The following is a 19917-nucleotide window of genomic DNA, read 5'->3' on the forward strand; positions in this document are numbered from 1 at the left end:
ATCTATTCTCCTTTAATAGACGGCTATGCAAAGGCGTGGCATATCGGGTGCTTACTCTAGCAGAAGAAAAAAAGCCGCGGAAGATCTGACTGGGGGCGCGAACGGAAGAGCCATCATGGGGCGGTTTCCATTGAGCCATCGGTAAACGCTTTGGGCGCGCCCCCGATAAAATGTGAAACCCTGGGGGCGGCGCTACCAATATGAAAACGGTGAATGATTTCCTGGACGCGCTGGTCTTCGCGCGTGACCCGAGCGTGCTGACGCAAATGGTCGAGCCATGAGTCTTGCTGAAACAGCTCGATATACCGCCCCGGTACGGTGATATCCTCAAACACACCCCAGCTGAATGCACCGTCCCGCCGCCGCATCGTGCCAAGTTGCTGCATCGCATCCAGGAAGGCCTCACGCTGCTCGAGTTCAATCTCGTATTCGATCGTGACCAGGACGGGACCGCGATCCTTATCCAGCTCGCTTGCCGCAGGGGGATGTGGCCAATGGAAAGACGGCGACAGGTCAGGCGTCTCCGGACCACCGAGGCTGAATCCGCGCACGGCCAGCGCTGCAAGCATCGCACCCGCAGCCGACCCCAGCAGCGCGGCGGAGATGCCTGCGTGCGCCGCGACCCAACCCCAAAGCAGGCTGCCGAGCGTAAGCCCGGCGGAAAAGACCATGATGTACAACGACAGGGCACGGCCTCGTACCCATGCCGGCACCGAGACCTGTGCCGCGACTTGCAGCGATGACAGGGCCGTGACCCAAGCTGCGCCGGCAATGATCATCACTCCATACAACACGGCTTCGTTGCGCACCGTTCCCAACGCCACCATGGTCAGCGCGTAGACCACGCTCGCGATAAGCACCAGGCGGTCACGGGAAATGCGGGCCTGTAGCCGCGGTAAAATCATGACTGCGGCTACGGCGCCGATTCCGACGAAGGTCAGGAGAAATCCGTAGGTCGCGGGGCCGCCGGCGAGTTCGTTGCGTGCAATCAGCGGGAGCAATGCCCATGCGGAGATGGTGAAAAGAATAAAAGCGATGGTACGGATCAGCACGGCACGGAACGGCGAAGCGCGGTGCGCGTAGCGCAAACCGGCACGCAGCGCCTGAAAGAAGCGCTCGGGCGGCAGCGATCGCTCCTCCGGCTGCCTTTTCCATGACCAGAGCATCACCATCATGCCGATGAATGAGACTGCGTTAAGGCTATATGCAGCCCATGCGCCAAGCTGCGATAGAAGCAGACCGGCGATGGCCGGGCCGATGGAACGCGAGAGGTTCATCGACAGCGAACCCAGGGCAACAGCTTGCGGCAGCATATTTCTGGGAACGAGTTCCGGCGCCGTGACGCTGAGCGCCGGTTGCGCCATCGACGCGCCAATTCCGAGCGCGAACGTCAGAATCAAGAGGTTCCAGGGATCGAGCTGATCGACCGCGGCCAGGAAAGTCAGCATTGCCGCGCAAACCGCCATCCATAGCTGGGTGGCTATCAAATAACGCCGCCGATCGACAATATCGGTAAGCGCCCCCGCAACCAGCGCGAACAGTACCATCGGCAAGGATGCGGCTGCCTGCACCAGCGATACCATTACCGGCGAATGAGACAGATCGGTCATCACCCAGCCCGATGCCACCCCATTGATCCAGGTGCCAATGTTAGAACCGAGCGCGGCCAGCCAGAATGCCCGAAACACAGGCACGCCCAAAGGGCCCCAGGCGCTGGCGTCCGTGGTAGGCGAGGCGGTATGTTCGTCCGACTTATTCACACCAGTCACTCGTTTTCATCGCCGCAGCGCACCGCTTGCTCCTTGTCTTTGTATCGCAACGTAGTTACATCCCGAGATCAGCCCGCTCCGGGCCAACGCGCAACGTTGGCTCATCTGCGCGCGTCGCTAACGACCGTGATGATCTGCCAACACGGTGGGCTGATACCGGCTACGATTCGCTCATTCTGCAGGGTAACGGATGTGGGCGTACAGACCTTGCGCTGGACCCATCGGGTCTGACTTGTTCCTTCCCCGGTGATGCGCGTTGCCCGATAATTGTCTATAGCATATAGAAATAGAACACGCTTGTTCTCACAGGTTCGTAGTAACTTTCCACAGTAAATACATCGGCGGTCTGTCCGGTTTCAAAACAATCGCGGAGGCTTGATGAAAACTGAAAAGGACAAAATGCTGAGTGGGTACCTCTACAATCCGCACGACCCACAACTATCCGATGAGCGCCGCCATGCCCGGCTTCTTGTTAAAAAACTCAACGATACCCGGGCCGATCAAATTAGCGAGCGTGCGTGCCTCGTTAAAGAACTCATACCCGCTGCAGGAGAGGGTGTCTGGATCGAGCCGCCTTTCTATTGCGACTATGGGAGCAATATTACATTAGGCGACAAGGTCTTCTTCAATTTCAATTGTGTTGTCCTCGATGTCGCTCCCATCCGTATAGGGTCGCGCGTGTTATTCGGGCCGGCTGTCCAGGTCTACGCAGCGATACACCCCTTGCGCGCTGGTGATCGCATGACCGGACTCGAACTCGGAAGGGATATTCAGATAGACGATGACGTATGGATAGGAGGTGCTGCCATCATATGCCCCGGTGTCCGGATCGGTGCAAGGTCTGTGGTAGGAGCGGGCAGTGTGGTGACAAAAGATATACCGGAAGGGGTATTTGCCGCTGGCAACCCATGCCGCATTTTGCGGGAAATCGAAGGATGACCAGGAAACGGTCAAGACCACCACGGGCCGATCGTAATGTGTTTCTTTCCTGTTGCGCACGAGAAGGCGAACCGTGTTAACGGTTAAGAGTTAGCGGGTGAGGGGAGGGGCGAGCGCGGTATTCCGAACAGGGTACAATAGTCCTTTCGCACCAGTTCGTGCTTATCCGCGTGTTGGCGTCTGTCTCCGGCGCTAGCTCCTAAGCGGGCAACCGACTCTCCAGACAATGGCTAAAAGCAAATCCACGTACACCTGTATCGAATGCGGCGGTCAGACTCTCAAATGGCAGGGTCAGTGCCCGCATTGTCAGGCATGGAACACGCTGGTTGAGGCAGTTGCCGAGAGAGTTGCCCCGCGCTTCGCGCCGGTGTCGGAAACTGGGCAGGTACAGAACTTGAGCGAGGTAGATGCGGGAGAAGAGGCGCGTTATTCCACAAGCATAGCCGAGTTTGATCGCGTGCTGGGAGGCGGCCTGGTCGAGGGTGGGGTGGTATTGCTGGGAGGAGACCCCGGAATTGGCAAATCCACGCTGTTGCTGCAAGCGCTATGTCATATGTCCCATATGTCTCCCGCACGAGAGGCGTTGTATGTCAGCGGCGAAGAATCGGCTCGCCAAGTGGCGCTACGGGCAAGGCGCATGGCGCTGGATGCGGAAGCGATACACCTGTTGGCGGAGATCCGGTTGGAGCGTATTCAGGCAGTGCTGACCGAACGCAGACCCGGCATCGCGGTGATTGATTCGATACAGACGATTTATTCCGATGCGTTGCAATCCGCGCCCGGTTCCGTTGCTCAGGTCCGGGAATGTGCCGCCCAGTTGACGAGGCTGGCCAAGGCCAGCGGCACGTGCATGATTCTGGTTGGCCACGTCACCAAGGAAGGGTCACTGGCCGGCCCCCGGGTTCTCGAGCACATGGTGGACACCGTGCTATATTTCGAAGGGGACACCCACTCCAGTTTCCGCATGATTCGGGCTTTCAAGAACCGGTTTGGCGCGGTGAACGAGTTGGGCGTATTCGCCATGACGGACAAGGGCTTGCGTGAAGTCAGCAATCCTTCGGCTCTATTCCTTTCTCACCACGGCGGACAAGTCGCCGGTTCCTGTGTGATGGTAACCCAGGAAGGTACGCGTCCCCTGCTGGTGGAGATTCAGGCGCTGGTGGATGAGGCCCATGCGCCCAATCCAAGACGGCTGAGCGTTGGGCTGGAACAGAACCGTCTGGCAATGTTGCTGGCTGTGCTGCACCGCCACGCGGGCATTGCCTGCTTTGATCAGGATGTCTTCGTCAATGCGGTAGGAGGCGTAAAAATTACCGAGCCAGGGGTCGATCTAGCGGTATTGCTTGCGATTGTTTCGTCGCTTAAGAACAAGCCCTTGCCGGAGAAAACGGTGGTGTTTGGGGAAGTCGGCCTGGCGGGGGAAGTACGCCCGGTGCAGCGCGGCCAGGAACGACTGAAGGAAGCGGCTAAACTCGGGTTCGTGCGTGCGATCGTACCTAAAGCCAACCTATCTAAACACGCCATCCCAGGTATCGAGATTATTGCAGTGGAACGGGTGGAGGAAGCCGTGGCAAAAATGCGCTGAGGCGATACGATGGCGATGGCAATGAGAGGAGGGCGCTTTATCTTTATTGGTGAAGAAAATATGAGTCGCCGTATGCGCTCCGGGCTGTGGCTGCTGGGAGCACTTTCAATAGCAATGCTTCTTATCGCCGGACTTGCTCCTCCAGTTCACCAGCCGGCGGAATATCACCAGTTCGCCGATCAGCGGGAGTTTTTCGGCATTCCGAATTTCTTCAATGTGACCTCCAACGTTGGGTTTCTGCTGGTGGGGGTGGGGGGTATGCTTTTTGTAACGCGTTCAGGCAATGCCCGTGCAAATACAGTTTTTGTCGAGCCACGTGAGCGCTGGCCATACCTCGTGCTCCTTGCGAGCGTGGCGCTGACCGGGATAGGTTCCGCCTATTATCATTTGGCGCCGGACAATGACCGGCTGATGTGGGACCGCCTGCCCATGGCGGTTGCGATTATGGCGCTGGTAGCCGCAACCCTGGCCGAGCGCGTGAGCGTCCGGGCGGGATTGCAGTTGCTGCCTCTGCTGGTCGTTCTCGGTGCGGGAAGCGTGCTGCACTGGCACTGGAGCGAAAAGCAGGGTGCAGGGAATCTGAACTTTTACATCGTGGTGCAATTCTACTCGATTCTGGTGATTGTTCTTCTGGCAAAGTTTTTTCCGTCCCGGTATACCCGTGGAGAAGATATATATGCGGTAGTAGCGTGGTATGCGCTCGCGAAAGCAGGCGAAATTGCGGATCAGAAAATTTATGACCTGGGTAATCTCGTAAGCGGACATACGGTAAAGCATCTGGTCGCGGCTGCCGCGGCATACTGGATATTGCGCATGCTGCGACGACGAACGCCGCAGCGGGAACAGGGAGCCGGGCAGCGTTTTGGATCGGTTACAGTAAGTTAAAACGGAGAGGATGAAGTGCACCTAATAGAAGCATACGAAGTCATGGGCGGCGAAACCGCAGTGCGGCGTCTGGTGGATCGCTTTTACGATCTGATGGACGAGGACCCGGACTATTACGGCATACGCAAGCTTCACCCGCAGGATCTGGCCAGTTCCCGGCAGAAGCTATTCATGTTCCTATGCGGTTTCATGGGCGGACCATCCCTGTACACGGAGAAATTTGGCGAGCCGCGCATGCGCACGCGCCACCTGCCGTTTACCATTGGTATTTCCGAGCGCGACCAGTGGCTGTCGTGCATGAGCCGTGCCATGGAAGATGTCGGATTGGAACAGGAGGTATGCAAGAGCCTGGGAAAGGCGTTTTACCAGACCGCGGATTTCATGCGCAATCAGCCGGAATAGAAGATAACTGTACCGCTGTACACGGCGCCATATCCATATGCGGGATTGTTATTGATGAAGATTTTTCCCGCTGCCGGCAGGGGGCCTGTTCAGGCAAAAAAATGGTCCGGGACTTAGTCCCGGACCATCAGGATATTATAACGCTTACTTGGGCCTGGAATAAGGGCTTGGCACGCCGCTGTTTCTGAAGGTATTGGCGGTGGTGCTGCTACGCGTCTTATCCCGGTTATCGCTTAAGGAACGGCCACGGCCATTCTCCCAGCTTCCGCTGCCGGCTGCAGGTCGTCCGCTATCGTTTGACCAGGTACGGTTGCGTTTATGGGCAACACTGGGCGCGCCTCGCGACGCGCTGGCGGCGCCGGTGCCGGCACCAGCACCAGCACCGGGACGAGGCTTGAATCTCGGCTCCAGTCCTGGTACGACATGCGAATCGATCCGCTGCCCGGTAAAGCGTTCTATTTTTTTCAGACTGATGCCATCCTTCACCGAAGCGAACGATACCGCGATTCCAGAAGCGCCGGCCCGGCCGGTCCTTCCTATGCGGTGAACATAGTCTTCAGCAAACTTCGGCAAGTCGAAATTAATGACGTGAGTAATGCCGGCCACGTCAATTCCCCGCGCGGCCACGTCGGTTGCCACCAGCACTCTCAGCCCGCCGTGGCGCAGCTTTGTCAGCGTACGAGTGCGGTCGCGCTGATTCATATCCCCGTGCAGCGCGGCGGCTTCATGGCCTTGGGCAGAGAGATTGTCAGCCAGCGTGTCGGCGTCGCGTTTGGTGGCCGTAAAAACGATGGCCTGTTTCATGGTTATATCGCGCAGGAGGTGATCCAGCAGCCGGTTTTTGTGAGACATGTCGTCCACGTAATGCAGTCGCTGCTCGATGTTATCAAGCTTTGCCTGTTGCGTTGCCACCTGGATGCGCTGGGGCGCTTTGAGGAGCCGCGCGGCCACCTTGTCGATCGCGCCGTCAAGCGTCGCCGAGAACAGCAGGGTCTGCCGGCTTGCGGGCGTGGCCGAGGCGATGGTTTCCACGTCATCAATGAAGCCCATATCGAGCATGCGATCCGCTTCGTCCAGCACCAGCATTTCGAGGCGCGAAAACTGGATGCGTCCGCGCTGGATATGATCGATCAAACGGCCAGGCGTCGCGACGAGGATATCGACCGGCTGCGAAAGCAATTTATTCTGCAGCGGATAAGGCATGCCGCCGAGTATGCTTATGACTTTGACACGGGGCAGGTGCTTGCCGTACTTTGCCGCCGCTTCCGACACCTGAAGCGCAAGTTCCCGCGTAGGGGTGAGTACCAATACCCGGGGGCCTCGACCGGGTATCCTGGATGGCTCTGCGAGACGGTGCAGCGCCGGGAGCATGAAGGCGGCTGTCTTGCCCGTGCCGGTCTGGGCCGAGGCCATCACGTCTTGACCAGCGAGAAGCGCCGGGATAGCCTGTTCCTGAATGGGTGTGGGGGTCGTATAGCCCGCGTCGTTAATCGCTTTAAGGATGAGTGGATGCAGATTGAGATTTTCGAAAGACACTTTTTTTTCCTATAAATGGAATGCATGATGCATCGTATTTTTCCGGATTCCAGTGCTGCATTGCTGCATCAGGCTTTGACGCCGCAATGTAAATGACCATGGGCCGCTTCTTTTGAGCGCCGGATTGCTAACCGCGTATTGGTCGCCCGTGTGTGCTGGACTTGGGATTATTGATGCGCTAACGCGCGCGAGCAGGACGTTACTGCCGTAGAACTGATGGGCATGGCACCGCTGGCGCACAACAAGGAGTTTTCCAGGCGCCCCGATTAAGGGATGCTATTCGAGAAAACCCTAAACATCGCCGCTAAGCGTGCCGCACAATTTCCTGGGAACTGGAAAATCGAAGAGAGATCGGAAACGGTCAGGAACGATGAACCGAAGAAAAGAGAAGAGATGCACGTTGATACGTTCGTTCCCTTTCCATCGCTTCGCGTAGTATACGTGAAACCCGGGATAAATTATAGTTATTTAAAAAGCTTCTCAATAAGTCCTCTCGCCCGTGATAATGGGCTTCCCGGGATGGGATGCGCGAAAGGCGGTGACGCGAATGGCCGAGCAATGATCGATGCCGACCCGGGAGCACGACAAAGCAGACTGTCCACAGCCACATCTCTTCGGGTTGCGACAAATCATGCCCCATCGGCTTTGCGCGTTGAACGCGTTTGCGCCGCCGACCAAGAGTTGAAGCCACGTCCTGCGCTGGCGTTGTGCTCACTCCGAATTTGCCGGGAACGCGCTCCACGCAGGACTTGTTAAGAGGTTCATCAAGCTGAAGCGCTTGACGGTTGCCCGCTCAGGCCGCGAGGGCTTCGCCCCGCCGGATTTCCCTTTTCAGGGCTTCTATCTGGGGGGGGTTAAGCGTTTCGCTCTTGAGCAGTTCTTCCGCCGTGCGGTCCAGCAAGCTTCGGTTCGTCTTCAGGATCGCGATGGCGCGCTCCAATGCACGTTCAACCATTGTACGTACCGTGTTATCTATGGCTTTCGCCGTTTCTTCACTGTATTCGCGGCTCTGTGGCAGGGGAAAATCCGGTTGCAGGTAGGCTGAGCGCTCCCGGTCATAGGCCACGTTCCCCAGGGCGCTGCTCATGCCATAGCGCAGCACCATGGCTCGAGCAAGGTCGGTAGCACGCACCAGATCGTTCGTCGCGCCGGTGGATATCTCGTTAAACACCACCTGCTCGGCCGCGCGTCCTCCCATCAGCACAGCCATTTTATTATCGAGTTCCGTTTTTTTCATCAGGAACCGGTCCTCCGTCGGTCGCTGGATGGTATAGCCGAGCGCGCCGACTCCGCGAGGAATGATCGAGATCTTATGAACCTCGTCAGTTCCTGGCAGGGCAAGCGCGACCATGGCGTGCCCTAATTCGTGAAAAGCGACCACGCGCCGCTCGACCGGGTTGAGCAGGCGGTTGCGTTTCTCAAGTCCGGCCACCACGCGCTCGATGGCGTTGTTGAAGTCATTCATCGTCACTGCCGAGCCGTTTCGCCGGGTGGCGAGCAGCGCCGCTTCGTTGACCAGATTTGCAAGATCCGCTCCCGTGAAGCCAGGCGTTAGAGCGGCGATCTGTTCCGGCTTTACATCGGGATCAAGTTTTACCTTCGTTAAATGCACTGCCAGAATCTGCTCGCGGCCCAGCTTGTCCGGCCGATCCACCAGGACCTGGCGATCGAACCGGCCGGCGCGAAGCAGCGCCGGATCGAGGATTTCGGGACGGTTCGTCGCCCCCAGCAGCACCACTCCGCTTTTCGGATCAAAACCGTCGAGTTCAGCCAAGAGCTGATTCAGCGTTTGCTCCTTCTCGTCGTGCCCGCCTAACCCGTAGGCGCCCCGGGCTCTCCCCAGCGAATCCAGCTCATCAATGAAAATGATTGCTGGCGCGATTTGACGAGCCTGCTCGAACAGGTCGCGCACGCGCGCGGCACCAACCCCGACGAACATCTCGACGAATTCCGAGCCGGAAATCGAGAAGAACGGCACACCCGCTTCACCGGCGACGGCGCGGGCCAGCAGCGTTTTGCCCGAGCCCGGCGGTCCAACCAGCAGGATACCCTTGGGCGCGCGCCCGCCGAGGCGGCTATACCCTTGCGTATCCTTCAAAAAATTGACGATTTCCTTGAGTTCATCCTTTGCCTCGTCGACACCGGCCACGTCGTCGAAGGTAACTTTCGTCTCTTTCTCCACGAATACCTTTGCGCGGCTCTTGCCGATCGCCATCAGCCCCCCGCTGATCCCGCCAGGGTTCATGCGACGGATAAGAAACAGCCAGATTCCTATAAACACCGCCATAGGCACGATCCAGGACAACAGGTCGCGCAGCCAGGTACTTTGAACGACGCCAGTGTAGATTACGTTGTGCTTGTCCAGTTGATCGGCCAGATCGGATTCAACGCGCGTCGTAACGAACTCCTTCAGCCCATTGGCGCCCTTCTCCTTCAGCGTGCCGTAGATGCGATCCTGGGTTATGGCGATCTCCGCGATCTTGCCCTGATCCAGTAATTCGTGAAAGCGGCTGTAAGGAATGGGTTCGACCTTGGTATATTGAGAATACAGGTCTTGTATCAGCAAAATGCCGAATATCGCGATAATGATGTACCAGAAATTGATTTGCGCTTTCTTGTCCATTTATCCTTCCTCAATGTCCAATTGCTCGCTCTAGACAATTTCGTCCAGTTCCAGCATAGCAGATGGGGGGCTCAGCCGCCGAATACAACCATGCCGGGGTGGGCTAGGGCGATTAAAAGCTGGTAAAAGTCGAGAAGCTCGACTAAAACTCGAAGTGAGTTCTACTTTGAGAAGGGTTTCGACTCCCTGAGTCGAGTTGACAAACATTTGATGTCCTCGTCGGACATGTCCTTCAGGTGACGTGATGGGACCCTCCAAAATCGGCCACGGTTACTGCTCATGCAAGAAATACCGTATTTGATGGCTTGTGAACATTGCGATGCGATTCACAGCCGGCCAGCGTTGGAGCCAGGCGAGATCGCGCATTGCAGTCGGTGCGGCGGCGAGCTGGAACGGGACATGCGGGCCCATCGAAGGCGCATTCTGCCGCTGACTATTGCAACTCTGATCATGTACATTGTCGCAAACGGGTTTCCGATTATGGAGATCGAACTTCATGGTCGTTCCAATCAAATGACGCTCATCGGCTCGGTGTTGTCCATGAATGCTGCAGGGATGCCCCTGATAGCATTTCTGGTGTTCGCAACGACCATTGCGTTCCCCCTCGTTAAACTCTTTACTCTGTTCTATCTGCTTGTATGCATAAACCGGCTGGTAAATCCACTAGGGTTCAATTTATTGGTGCGAATGATTCAATTGTTGCGGCCCTGGATAATGGTGGAGATTCTCCTGCTCGGCGCGATCGTTTCATTCGTCAAAATGACGAGCATGGCAACGGTCGTGCCGGGAATCTCGCTGTGGGCATTGGGCGGGCTCGCGTTGCTTCTCGCATCAGTGCTCTCATTCGATCCGCAATGTATGTGGCACATGTCCCTGCTCAACAATGATGACGATAAAGCGATGCCGGCAAACAGAACCGGAACCGGTGGATCAATCGAAAAAGCCGTAAAGGACAAAGCATCGTGAAAACGGCGGCCAGCCTGAACATGGTTGCCTGTGCTCATTGCGCGAAGCTCTGGAAAGCCGTTGAAGCGGGCGAACGTTGCGAGTGTTGCGGAGCAAAGCTGCATATGAGGAAACCTAACAGCTTGCGTCGAACCTGGGCCTTCGTGATTGCGGCCTGCATACTGTATCTGCCCGCAAACATGCTTCCTGTAATGATTACCTCATCCTTTCCGGGTGAGCAGCAGCACGACACTATCATGAGCGGTATTATCTATTTCTGGGTTTCAGGCTCATGGGCGGTGGCAGCTGTCATTTTTATCGCCAGCTTTGTGGTGCCGCTGTTCAAGCTGGCGGTCATGATATTGCTTTTGATAACGGTGCAACGGCGTATTCGCTGGCAACTTCTGCAGCGGGCAAAGCTTTATCGCGTGGTCGAAGTAATCGGTCGATGGTCAATGCTGGACGTTTTCGTCGTGTCCCTGGTGACCGGCCTCGTACAGATCCCCGGCTTTGTCGAGGTTCACCCCGGTCCCGGAATCGCGGCATTCGCGGCAGTGGTGATACTAACCATGCTTGCTTCAATGAGCTTTGATCCTCGTTTACTGTGGGATGCCGCCGAACAAGATTCCGGGGCACCGGCGTGAACGGGAACAGGCCCAATGAGGCAGGGAACACAGGGGATACGGGGGAAACCACCCACTTGGACGAACCAATACCCGTACCTCAAAAGGTGCGCCAAAAAGATTGGGTTCCTTCATTAATCTGGTTCATTCCCATACTTGCCGCCATTATTGGGATTTCGCTTGCGGTTAATACCATAATCCAGCGCGGCCCGGAGATTACGATAATGTTTAGTTCCGGAGAGGGGTTGGAAGCGGGCAAGACCAAGGTTAAGTATAAAGAAGTTGAAATTGGCCTCGTGCAATCCGTCACCCTTAGTGAGGACCGCTCTTATGTTCTGGTGCGGGTGCAGTTAAAAAAAGAAGCCAAGAGCTTTACCGCAGCCGATAGCCGATTCTGGGTTGTTCGCCCCCGGGTGGCGCTATCGGGGGTATCGGAACTGAGCACCCTGCTATTCGGACCGTATATAGGCGCCGAGGCGGGTGTTGCAAGTGAAAAAAAAGCTACGTTTGCGGGACTGGAGTCGCCGCCGGTCGTTACGCGCGACGCCTCCGGCAAACAATATGTCTTGCATACCGCCGATATCGGCTCACTGGATATCGGCGCGCCCGTTTATTACCGCCGCATAAAGGTGGGACAGGTCATTGCGTATCATCTCGATGACGATGGCAAAGGCATTACCGTACGTATATTCGTTAATACCCCTTATGACAGGCTTGTCGGTGTCAATACGCGCTTCTGGCACGCCAGCGGCATTGAAATGCAACTAAGTCCCGCTGGTTTCTCGCTTCAAACCCAATCGCTCGCTTCCATTGTGCTCGGGGGTCTCTCGTTCCAGGCGCCAGACGGAGGCTCTGGTCCTAAAGCCGCGGAAAATACTGCGTTCACCTTGGCGGCAAACCACGCTGAAGCGTTGACAGAAAAAGATGGAGAGCCCAGGATGGTATTGCTCAATTTCAAGCAATCGGTGCGCGGGTTGACGCCTGGCGCGGAGATAAGCTTTCGCGGCGTCGTCCTCGGGAAGGTCAAATCGGTTGGAATCGAATATGACAGCAGCCAAAAAGAATTCGTCATGCCGGTGCTGGGAGAAGTCTATCCTGCACGTCTAAGCGGAACGGTCGCTGTTGATGAGGGAAAGCAGCCAGCCCATACGCCGCAGCAACGTCTGCAATCGATGTTGGACCGTGGTCTGGTCGCGCAACTACGAACGGCTAATCTTCTGACCGGCCACGCGTTTATTGCCCTGGATTTTTTTCCTAAAGGGTTTCCATCGAAGGTTGCAAAAAAAGCAGGGCCGCCCGGTGCGGATGTGAGCGCTCCCGGTACACTTATCGAGTTGCCGACCATCCCTGGTGGTTCCGATGAAATTCAGGCGCAGATTGCGGAAATAACGCGCAAGGTCAGTAAAGTCCCGTTCGATCAAATAGGGGACGACTTGCAGCAATCTTTACGTGCGTTCAAGCAAACGCTGGACAGGGCGGGACAACTGACGGCACAGTTGAATAACGATGTTGCACCAGAAATTGCCGGCGCGATGAAGGACGTGCGTAAATCGCTGGGTGCGGTGGAACGGACCCTGGCGGAAGATGCCCCGTTGCAGCAGGATTTGCGCGAGACTTTACAGGAACTGGCGCGTGCCGCTGCTTCGTTGAGAGTTCTGACAGACTATCTGGAGCGTCATCCGGAAGCGATAATCCGGGGTAAGCGGGAGGACAAGCCTTGAAATTCTCGCCCGGTTCAATCTCAATCTGTTTACTGGCTGCGTTGGCCCTGGCCGCCGGTTGTGCCTCGGTAGGGGAAAAAACGAGATTTTATACGTTATCGGTGCCATCTGATATACGGGAGAAGGACCCATATCCAGGATATTCGGCTACGCCGATTTTTATTGAGGTAATGCCGGTCAGCATACCGGAGCGGCTTGCCCGTCCGCAGCTTGTCGTCAGTATCAAGGGTCAGGAAGGTGAACTCCTGGTTCTTGAACAGGCCCGGTGGTCTTCCCCTTTTAATCACGAACTGCGGGATGCTCTTGCCGCGGCCATCGCGGGAAAAATTGGCGCGATAAAAGTGATCCGGGGTGGCCGGCTACCCGGTCAACCGGTCTATCGTATTGCGGTTGAACTTAGCCAATTCAATGCAACGATCGGCGGCAGGGTTAACGCGAGGTTTGACTGGACAATCACGAGTTCGACTCAGGGACGTAGCGCGGCCTGTTATTCGGCGATATCGGAGGCAGCGGGCCGCGATGTCGAAAGCCTGGTCAAAGGTATTCAAGATGTGGTTGCCACTGCCGCGGGAAGAATAGCGGAGAATCTCGGGGAGCTGAATGGCGGTGGAGCGGCAACCTGCGGCCCACAAAAAATAATGGATGATAATGCCGGAGGCTAACGGCAAAGCGAAATCAGGTATCCAGCCGCCTTTTTAATACTGTTCCGACTTATCCGATTGGCGGCCCCGATATCTTCCGCCGGAATACTCGCGGACAGCGATTTGCACTGTACCGCTTGGCGTGGCCCTCATGCTGACGATCCAGCGTTGGCGCAGGAACACGGGTTTCTGCTGTTCTCTTCGGTTGCAGCGACAGGTGCGGCTAGGTATTATCAACAGTTCCAGCAGCTGTGCCACTTCTACTCGAGCACAACACCCATCTTTGCAAGCCCTGGTTTGCCGTACCGCTGAATCGGCAATTTAGCAACTCGACGACCATGCGGCGAGGGGGACTCGAAATGATTGCGGTCGGAAATGCCCTTAAATCCTGCTATCAGGGTCTTCCGCCGCGTGGTCTCATTGAGCCATGTTTATCACCCCCTACTTTCCCCGTTTTCGCTCAGCGCCCATCTCGATACCGGTACTCATGCCGGTATTGCTTTGTCTGACGCTAGCGCTAACGATCGGGACGGCTGAGGCGCAACTGTTCTGGAAAAAGAAACCCGCTCCCTCCATCACTATAAACGCGCCTGAACCGGTCAAAAGTTTGCTGCAGACGCACTTCCAGGCTCCGGCTGCGCCACTTACGGATGAATTCGCGCGTGCCGCTTTCGAGCGGCGGGCTCATCGCGAGATCAGGGAGCTTCTCGCGACCGAAGGCTATTTCAACCCGACGATAGCGGTTCTTCCGGCTCCGCCTGACAAGCCGCCAGTACTTGAGGTCATTCCGGGCCCTCAAACCCTGGTTGCCGTAATCAGTATCGAAGTCAAGGGTGACCTGGCAATCAAAGAACCGGGGCGGCTTGCGCGGATTGAGAAACTGCGCGCTGCCTGGCCGTTGCGAACCGGCCAGCCGTTTCGGTCGCTTATGTGGGACGAAGCCAAAGCGCTACTGTTATCCAGCGTGACAAGCGAAGAATATCCCGCGGCGCAGATTGAGGAAAGCAGGGCGGAAGTCGATGCCGCCTCGTCCCAGGCTCGTCTATGGGTCACGGTGAATTCAGGACCGGCGGTTCGCTATGGACCGCTGATCATAAAAGGACTTAGCCGTTATGATGAATCGTTAATAAGAGGCTTGGCGCCGTTTAAAACAGGCGATCCTTATAAGCGGGATGAGTTGCTCGCCTTTCAGACGAAGCTGCAGAATATGCCCCAATTCAGTTCGGCCGTCGTCCATATCGATACGGACCCGGTCGTGCACCAGGCAGCGCCGGTGGAAGTCGTTTTATCGGAGGCGCAAACGCAGCGCGTTTCCATTGGCGCCGGCTACAGCTCGAATACCGGCGCACGCGGCGAGATCAATTACACCAACAACAACCTTCTGGATGACGCTGTGCGCTTCAACAGCGTCTTGCGCCTGGAGCAGAAGCGCCAGACGCTGGCAGCCACCCTCGACAGTGTGCCCAACCAGGCGGGCCGCTGGTTTTCGTTGGGGGGGACCGCAGAGAGAACATCGATCCAGAACCTTGACACGATCCGGGAAAAAGTAGGCATGGGCCGTAATCAGCTATCCGGCAATACCGAAACGCGGCTTGCAATAAACTGGCAACGGGAAGACCGCGACCCCAAAGGGGGGGTGCACTCGGTCAATCAAACATTGGCGCTGGATGGGCTGTTGCGCTACCGTTCCGTGGATAATCCCCTCTTTCCGCGCGATGGCAGCGTGACCGAATTGCGGGTGGCGGGCGGCAGCAAACAGGTCCTCTCCGATCAGGACTTTGTGCGTACTTACGCGCGGCATCAGTTCTGGTATCCGGTTGGGGACCGGCATGTCCTGTTCCTGCGGGGAGAGCTCGGCTATACGTTCGCTCCGTCGCGCTTCGGCATACCGCAGGAATACCTGTTCCGGGCTGGCGGCATCCAGTCGGTCAGAGGCTATCCCTTCCAGAGCCTGGGTGTGCAGGAGGGCAGTGCCGTGGTCGGGGGACGCGTCCTTGCCACCGCAACCATCGAATACAACCACTGGGTTACCCAGAACTGGGGTGCTGCCATATTTACCGATATCGGGGATGCCGCCGATACCTGGCATCGGCTGGATCCTGTTGTCGGCTATGGCGGCGGAATTCGCTGGCGCAGCCCGGTAGGCCCGCTCGCGCTGGATCTCGCCCGAGGTCATCGCGACGGCAAACTGCGGATGCACTTTTCCATTGCCGTGGCGTTCTAACCGGCCTGACTGATGAGGCGGATATGGAACCTTCAATAACGGAAAACCGGTCCCCTAAGTCTGTCATGCAGCGATGGCGGCGAGCTGCGCTGCTGGTTTTGATCCTTGTTGCGATGGTTGCGGGCTTCGGTGTCTGGCTGACGGCAAGCACATCCGGTCTGCGATGGGCCGGGTCGACGGTGTCCCATCTTAGCAACGGCCAGGTATCCATTGAGGGACTGGATGGCACCCTCATGCGATCGGTCACCGCGCGTACCGTGCGCCTGGGCTCGGACGACCTGCTTGTCGTCGCCCAGAACGTAATATTGAATTGGCAGCCGAGTTCCCTGAAGTCGGGGCTGCTGGAGATTACATCCCTGGCGATGGAAGACCTCGAGATCATCTCTCCGCCTTCTTCGGAGCCTCGGTCTCTTCCCCAAACCCTTGAGTTGCCTGTTGGCGTCAGGTTACACAAGCTCGGTATCGGCGCCTTGCGCGTATTGCCCGCGGAAGGCGGGAAGCCGGATTTTGCCGCAACTCAACTCGCCGCCAGCTTCTTTAGCGACGGCAGCCATCATCGGGTGCCCGAACTGCGCGTCCGGCTGGATTTTGGTGCCTTGGCCGCCTCGGGCGAGATCGCGGGGACCGAACCCTTCAGCTTGAGCGCTCGCATGGAGCTGGAGGGTTTGGCTTTACCGGGTGCGACGCAAGCGCAACAAAGCCGTATCTCCGCCATTGTCCGCGGCAGCCTTGGACAGCTGGACGTAAAGGCAGACGGAGAAGGTGGCGGGCTGATGGGTGAAGCCCAGGCGCAGCTGCGGCCGTACGACCCGCTCAAGATTGCACGTCTACGCATGGCGGTGAATGGCCTTGATCCTCATGCTTTCTCGCCGGCGGCACCGGAAGCCAGGCTCGACCTGGAAGCCGATCTGCGAGAAAACACTGCCGGTGAGCTTGAAGGACGCCTCAGCGGTAAGAACCGCGGTGCGAGGCCACTTGATCAGGGTGGCCTGCCGCTACTCGAAATGGATGCGGATGCTCTGATTTCCGCAGAGTTGTTGCAGCTTGACGGCCTGCTGCTGGCACTACCGAACGGGGGGAAGATCACAGGCAATGTATCCTGGCGGCACAAGCGGGGCTCTGCTTCCGGGCATCTGCGGGTGATTAGCCTGGATCCAGCGCGACTTGATACCCGTCTGCGTACCGGGCGTATTGACGGGACAATGAAGCTGAGCGGCGATGCAAAAAGGCAAGAGGGTATTCTGACGCTCACGGACAAAAACCTGAAACTCGATGTGACTCTCGCGAAGGACGCGGAAACGCTCAGCCTGGAAAAGCTGCATCTCAGGCATGGCCGGGCGGCGGCCCTGACAGGCAGCGGGAAGCTCGGCTTGGACGTGCCCCGTTCTTTCAATTTCGAAGGCAGCCTTCAACACTTCGATGTTTCCGCCTTCTTGCAGGTCCCCCGGACAAGTCTCAACGCAACGTTGAAGGTTGCCGGCGAGCTCGAGTCTCCTTCCGCAGCGGGACCGGCAGCTAAGGTTGACTTCAGGATGGGGAATAGCCAGATAGCGGAACACGCGGTCACGGGCGATGGCCGCATCGAATTTTCTGGCCGCGACCTGGCGACGGCGCGGGGCTCCGGAGAAGTCGAGTTGCGGTTGGGTCTGAACCAGTTGGTGGCGCGTGGCGGGATCGGCCATAAGGGCGACCAGCTACTACTGAGCCTTGTCGCCCCCAAGCTTGCGCAAATCGGGTTGGGGCTGCGCGGGTCTCTCGATGCCGAGGTGGTAATGCAAACCGGGGTTACCGATTTCGGGCGACCCGGTCAGAAATTGCCCGATATACGCTTCAGCGCCGAAGGGAAAAGCCTGTCCTTTCGCGGAGATCACAAGCTCGCCGCCTTCTCCGCAAATGGGTCGCTGCGGGGTGAGGAGATCGCCTTGACAGCGTCACTCAAGGATTATGGGACCGCTCAAAAGACTGTTTTGCAAACTCTTGAGCTGGAGATGAGGGGGCTCAGCCGGGAGCACGAGCTGGTATCTACAGCCCGGCTGGGCGAAAACCAGAACCTGGACCTGAAAATCAGCGGAGGACTGCATGAATCGCTGCAGAAACTGCAGGGGTGGCGGGATGCCCGGTGGACAGGCAAGCTGGCCGAGCTGTCGGGCAACGGTCAATTCACGTTCCGGATGAAAGATAGCGCTCCTCTGGAAGTGGCCGCCAATCAGCTTTCGCTGGGCACAGCAAGCATTGCCATCGCGGGCGGTAATATAAACATCAACCACATTGTATGGACGCCGCAGACTTGGAACAGCAAGGGCGATTTTAGTCGCATCGGATTGCGTCCGCGGATCAGCCAAATGGAAGGCGGAGGCGGAGGTGAGGCGGAAGCGGCCGGGGAACGTGAGCAGATGCTTCGGCTGGGGGGCGAATGGGATATTGCCTCCTCCGCTGCGCAACTGAGCGGCGCGGTACGCGTGGCGCGCGAAAGTGGCGATTGGGTATTGCCGGGAGAACCTCCATTTTCTCTTGGACTGCAAACGCTTGAGATGTCCGCGCGTGCCGGTGATGGGAAAGTGGCGGGCGAATTGAAAGCGCAGGGAAAGCGTCTGGGCCTGGTGAGTGCAAGCGTTGCGGTTCCGATAACGCGATCGGATGATAGCGCCCTCAAGTGGACAGTAGCGCCTGAAGCGCCGCTCAGCGGCAGCATATCGGTCAACATGGAGGATATCTCCTGGGCAGGGGCAGCATTCGGAAACGACAATAACCTCAGGACCGGCGGCCAACTGGCATTGCAGTCCGATGTGGTGGGCACGCTGAACCGGCCGCGCCTTCAAGGCCGCATACGCGGCGACAATCTGGCGGTGGCTCTGTTGGACCAGGGCGTATGGCTCGAGCATGGAACGCTGGCGGCGCATTTCGACCAGGAATCAGTGCATATGGACGCCCTGCACTTCAGCGCTCCGCATCAGCCCATGCCCAAGGACTCCTTGCTCAAAAATTTGAAGCTGGAAAAAGGTCCCGGCACCTTGCGCGCAGCCGGTGACATCGACCTGACGGGCCAGCGCGGTAATCTGGAAATCACCGCCAGCCTGTTGCCGCTGGCGCAGCGTCCCGATCGCTGGATTATTGCTTCCGGGAACGGTCGCGCAACGCTGGAAAACAACATGCTCACCTTACGGGGCGCGCTCGCTGCCGACGCCGGTCTTCTCGCCCAGCCTACTGCTGGACGCCCGCATTTGCCGGATGATGTCGTCGTTATCGGGAAGGATACGAATGGGGGGGCGCAACCCGATCGTAAGGGGCTGCGGATCGATGTGGAGGCCCGTCTCGATCTTGGTGAGCGCTTCTATATACGCGCTTCTGGTCTTCAGGGGCGGCTGGACGGGGAGTTGCAGCTGCGGGGAGAGCCGGGGCGACCCCTGCGCGCCACGGGAACCATAGCCGCGCGCGATACAAAGTTTGAGGCCTACGGTCAAAATCTCGTGGTCGAGCGCGGGATCGTAAATTTCCAGGGTCCAATCGACGATCCCGCGTTGAACGTGCTTGCCCTGCGCAAGGGACTGCCGGTGGAAGCGGGCGTGGAGGTTACCGGCACCGTGCGTCTACCTAAAGTACGACTCGTTTCGACGCCTAACGTGCCTGATATGGAAAAGCTGTCCTGGATCGCGCTGGGCCGCGCCCCCGGAGGAAAGACGGATGCGTCGCTGTTGCTCGCGGCCGCGAGCTCCATCATGGGGGGGCAGGCCGGGGGTGTGATGGAGAAAATCAGCCGGACAATCGGGGTGGATGAGCTCTCCATCCGCCAGTCAGGAATCGACCCGCTAATGGGGCAGGTTGGCGTGATAGGCAAGCGCCTGTCGGACCGGGCCTATATCACCTATGAGCAGGGATTGATGGCGGTGGCAGGGGTGACGAAACTGACGTATAACCTGACGCCCAAGATCACTGTAGTAACGCGAGCCGGCCTCGACAACGCAATAGACCTACTCTACACGCTGCGTTTCGATTGAAGGCAGCATTGCTTTGGTTGCGGGAAATA

The 19917-nt window shown here is 57.7% G+C and carries 13 protein-coding genes; 10 read left to right on the forward strand and 3 right to left on the reverse strand.

What is annotated here, in order from left to right:
* Window positions 1-113 precede the first annotated feature (113 nt).
* Window positions 114-1760 (reverse strand): MFS transporter, encoded by a 1647-nt coding sequence (locus C8R31_RS02340; RefSeq protein ID WP_107692799.1) that lies wholly within the window; start codon window positions 1758-1760, stop codon window positions 114-116.
* A 387-nt stretch (window positions 1761-2147) separates the two neighbouring features.
* On the opposite strand from C8R31_RS02340, the gene C8R31_RS02345 reads away from it, so the two are divergent.
* The 4 genes from C8R31_RS02345 to C8R31_RS02360 all read left to right on the forward strand — a co-directional run bounded on the left by C8R31_RS02345 (window position 2148) and on the right by C8R31_RS02360 (window position 5580).
* Complete coding sequence (locus C8R31_RS02345) at window positions 2148-2708, forward strand: sugar O-acetyltransferase (RefSeq protein ID WP_107692451.1); 561 nt, start codon at window positions 2148-2150, stop codon at window positions 2706-2708.
* A 226-nt stretch (window positions 2709-2934) separates the two neighbouring features.
* Window positions 2935-4293: a DNA repair protein RadA gene (gene radA, locus C8R31_RS02350; protein ID WP_107692452.1), complete on the forward strand. Its 1359-nt coding sequence runs from the start codon at window positions 2935-2937 to the stop codon at window positions 4291-4293.
* 9 nt (window positions 4294-4302) lie between these two features.
* Entirely contained in the window at window positions 4303-5178 is an 876-nt protein-coding gene (locus tag C8R31_RS02355; protein ID WP_258192497.1) for a ceramidase, read from the forward strand.
* Window positions 5179-5193: 15 nt separating this feature from the next.
* On the forward strand, window positions 5194-5580 hold the full coding sequence (locus tag C8R31_RS02360) for a group II truncated hemoglobin (RefSeq protein WP_258192498.1): 387 nt from the start codon (window positions 5194-5196) through the stop codon (window positions 5578-5580).
* Window positions 5581-5724: 144 nt separating this feature from the next.
* Here the strand turns inward: C8R31_RS02360 and C8R31_RS02365 are convergent, their stop codons facing one another.
* Both C8R31_RS02365 and ftsH read right to left on the reverse strand, forming a co-directional pair.
* Window positions 5725-7116 (reverse strand): DEAD/DEAH box helicase, encoded by a 1392-nt coding sequence (locus C8R31_RS02365; protein ID WP_107692454.1) that lies wholly within the window; start codon window positions 7114-7116, stop codon window positions 5725-5727.
* Window positions 7117-7909: 793 nt separating this feature from the next.
* The gene (ftsH, locus tag C8R31_RS02370) at window positions 7910-9739 is read right to left on the reverse strand and encodes an ATP-dependent zinc metalloprotease FtsH (protein ID WP_107692455.1); all 1830 of its coding nucleotides are present in this window, start codon (window positions 9737-9739) and stop codon (window positions 7910-7912) included.
* 279 nt (window positions 9740-10018) lie between these two features.
* Here ftsH and C8R31_RS02375 point away from each other — a divergent pair, with 279 nt between their 5' ends.
* The 6 genes from C8R31_RS02375 (at window position 10019) to C8R31_RS02400 (ending at window position 19888) form a co-directional block, all read left to right on the forward strand.
* Window positions 10019-10705: a paraquat-inducible protein A gene (locus C8R31_RS02375; protein WP_107692456.1), complete on the forward strand. Its 687-nt coding sequence runs from the start codon at window positions 10019-10021 to the stop codon at window positions 10703-10705.
* A complete protein-coding gene (locus C8R31_RS02380) occupies window positions 10702-11328 on the forward strand; it encodes a paraquat-inducible protein A (RefSeq protein ID WP_258192499.1) in 627 nt (208 codons plus the stop codon). The genes C8R31_RS02375 and C8R31_RS02380 overlap by 4 nt, the downstream gene beginning before the upstream one ends.
* Window positions 11329-11414: 86 nt before the next feature.
* Window positions 11415-13028, forward strand: a complete 1614-nt coding sequence (locus C8R31_RS02385; RefSeq protein ID WP_258192531.1) for an intermembrane transport protein PqiB — start codon at window positions 11415-11417, stop codon at window positions 13026-13028.
* Window positions 13025-13690 carry a membrane integrity-associated transporter subunit PqiC gene (locus C8R31_RS02390; RefSeq protein ID WP_219907424.1) on the forward strand — a complete coding sequence of 222 codons (666 nt, stop codon included), beginning with the start codon at window positions 13025-13027 and terminating at the stop codon, window positions 13688-13690. Before C8R31_RS02385 ends, C8R31_RS02390 begins: the two co-directional genes overlap by 4 nt.
* Before the next feature lie 406 nt (window positions 13691-14096).
* Window positions 14097-15893: an autotransporter assembly complex family protein gene (locus C8R31_RS02395; protein WP_107692457.1), complete on the forward strand. Its 1797-nt coding sequence runs from the start codon at window positions 14097-14099 to the stop codon at window positions 15891-15893.
* A 23-nt stretch (window positions 15894-15916) separates the two neighbouring features.
* Window positions 15917-19888, forward strand: a complete 3972-nt coding sequence (locus C8R31_RS02400; protein ID WP_107692458.1) for a translocation/assembly module TamB domain-containing protein — start codon at window positions 15917-15919, stop codon at window positions 19886-19888.
* Window positions 19889-19917: the final 29 nt, after the last annotated feature.

Origin of the sequence: Nitrosospira sp. Nsp2, assembly GCF_003050965.1 — a bacterium.
GTDB lineage: Bacteria > Pseudomonadota > Gammaproteobacteria > Burkholderiales > Nitrosomonadaceae > Nitrosospira.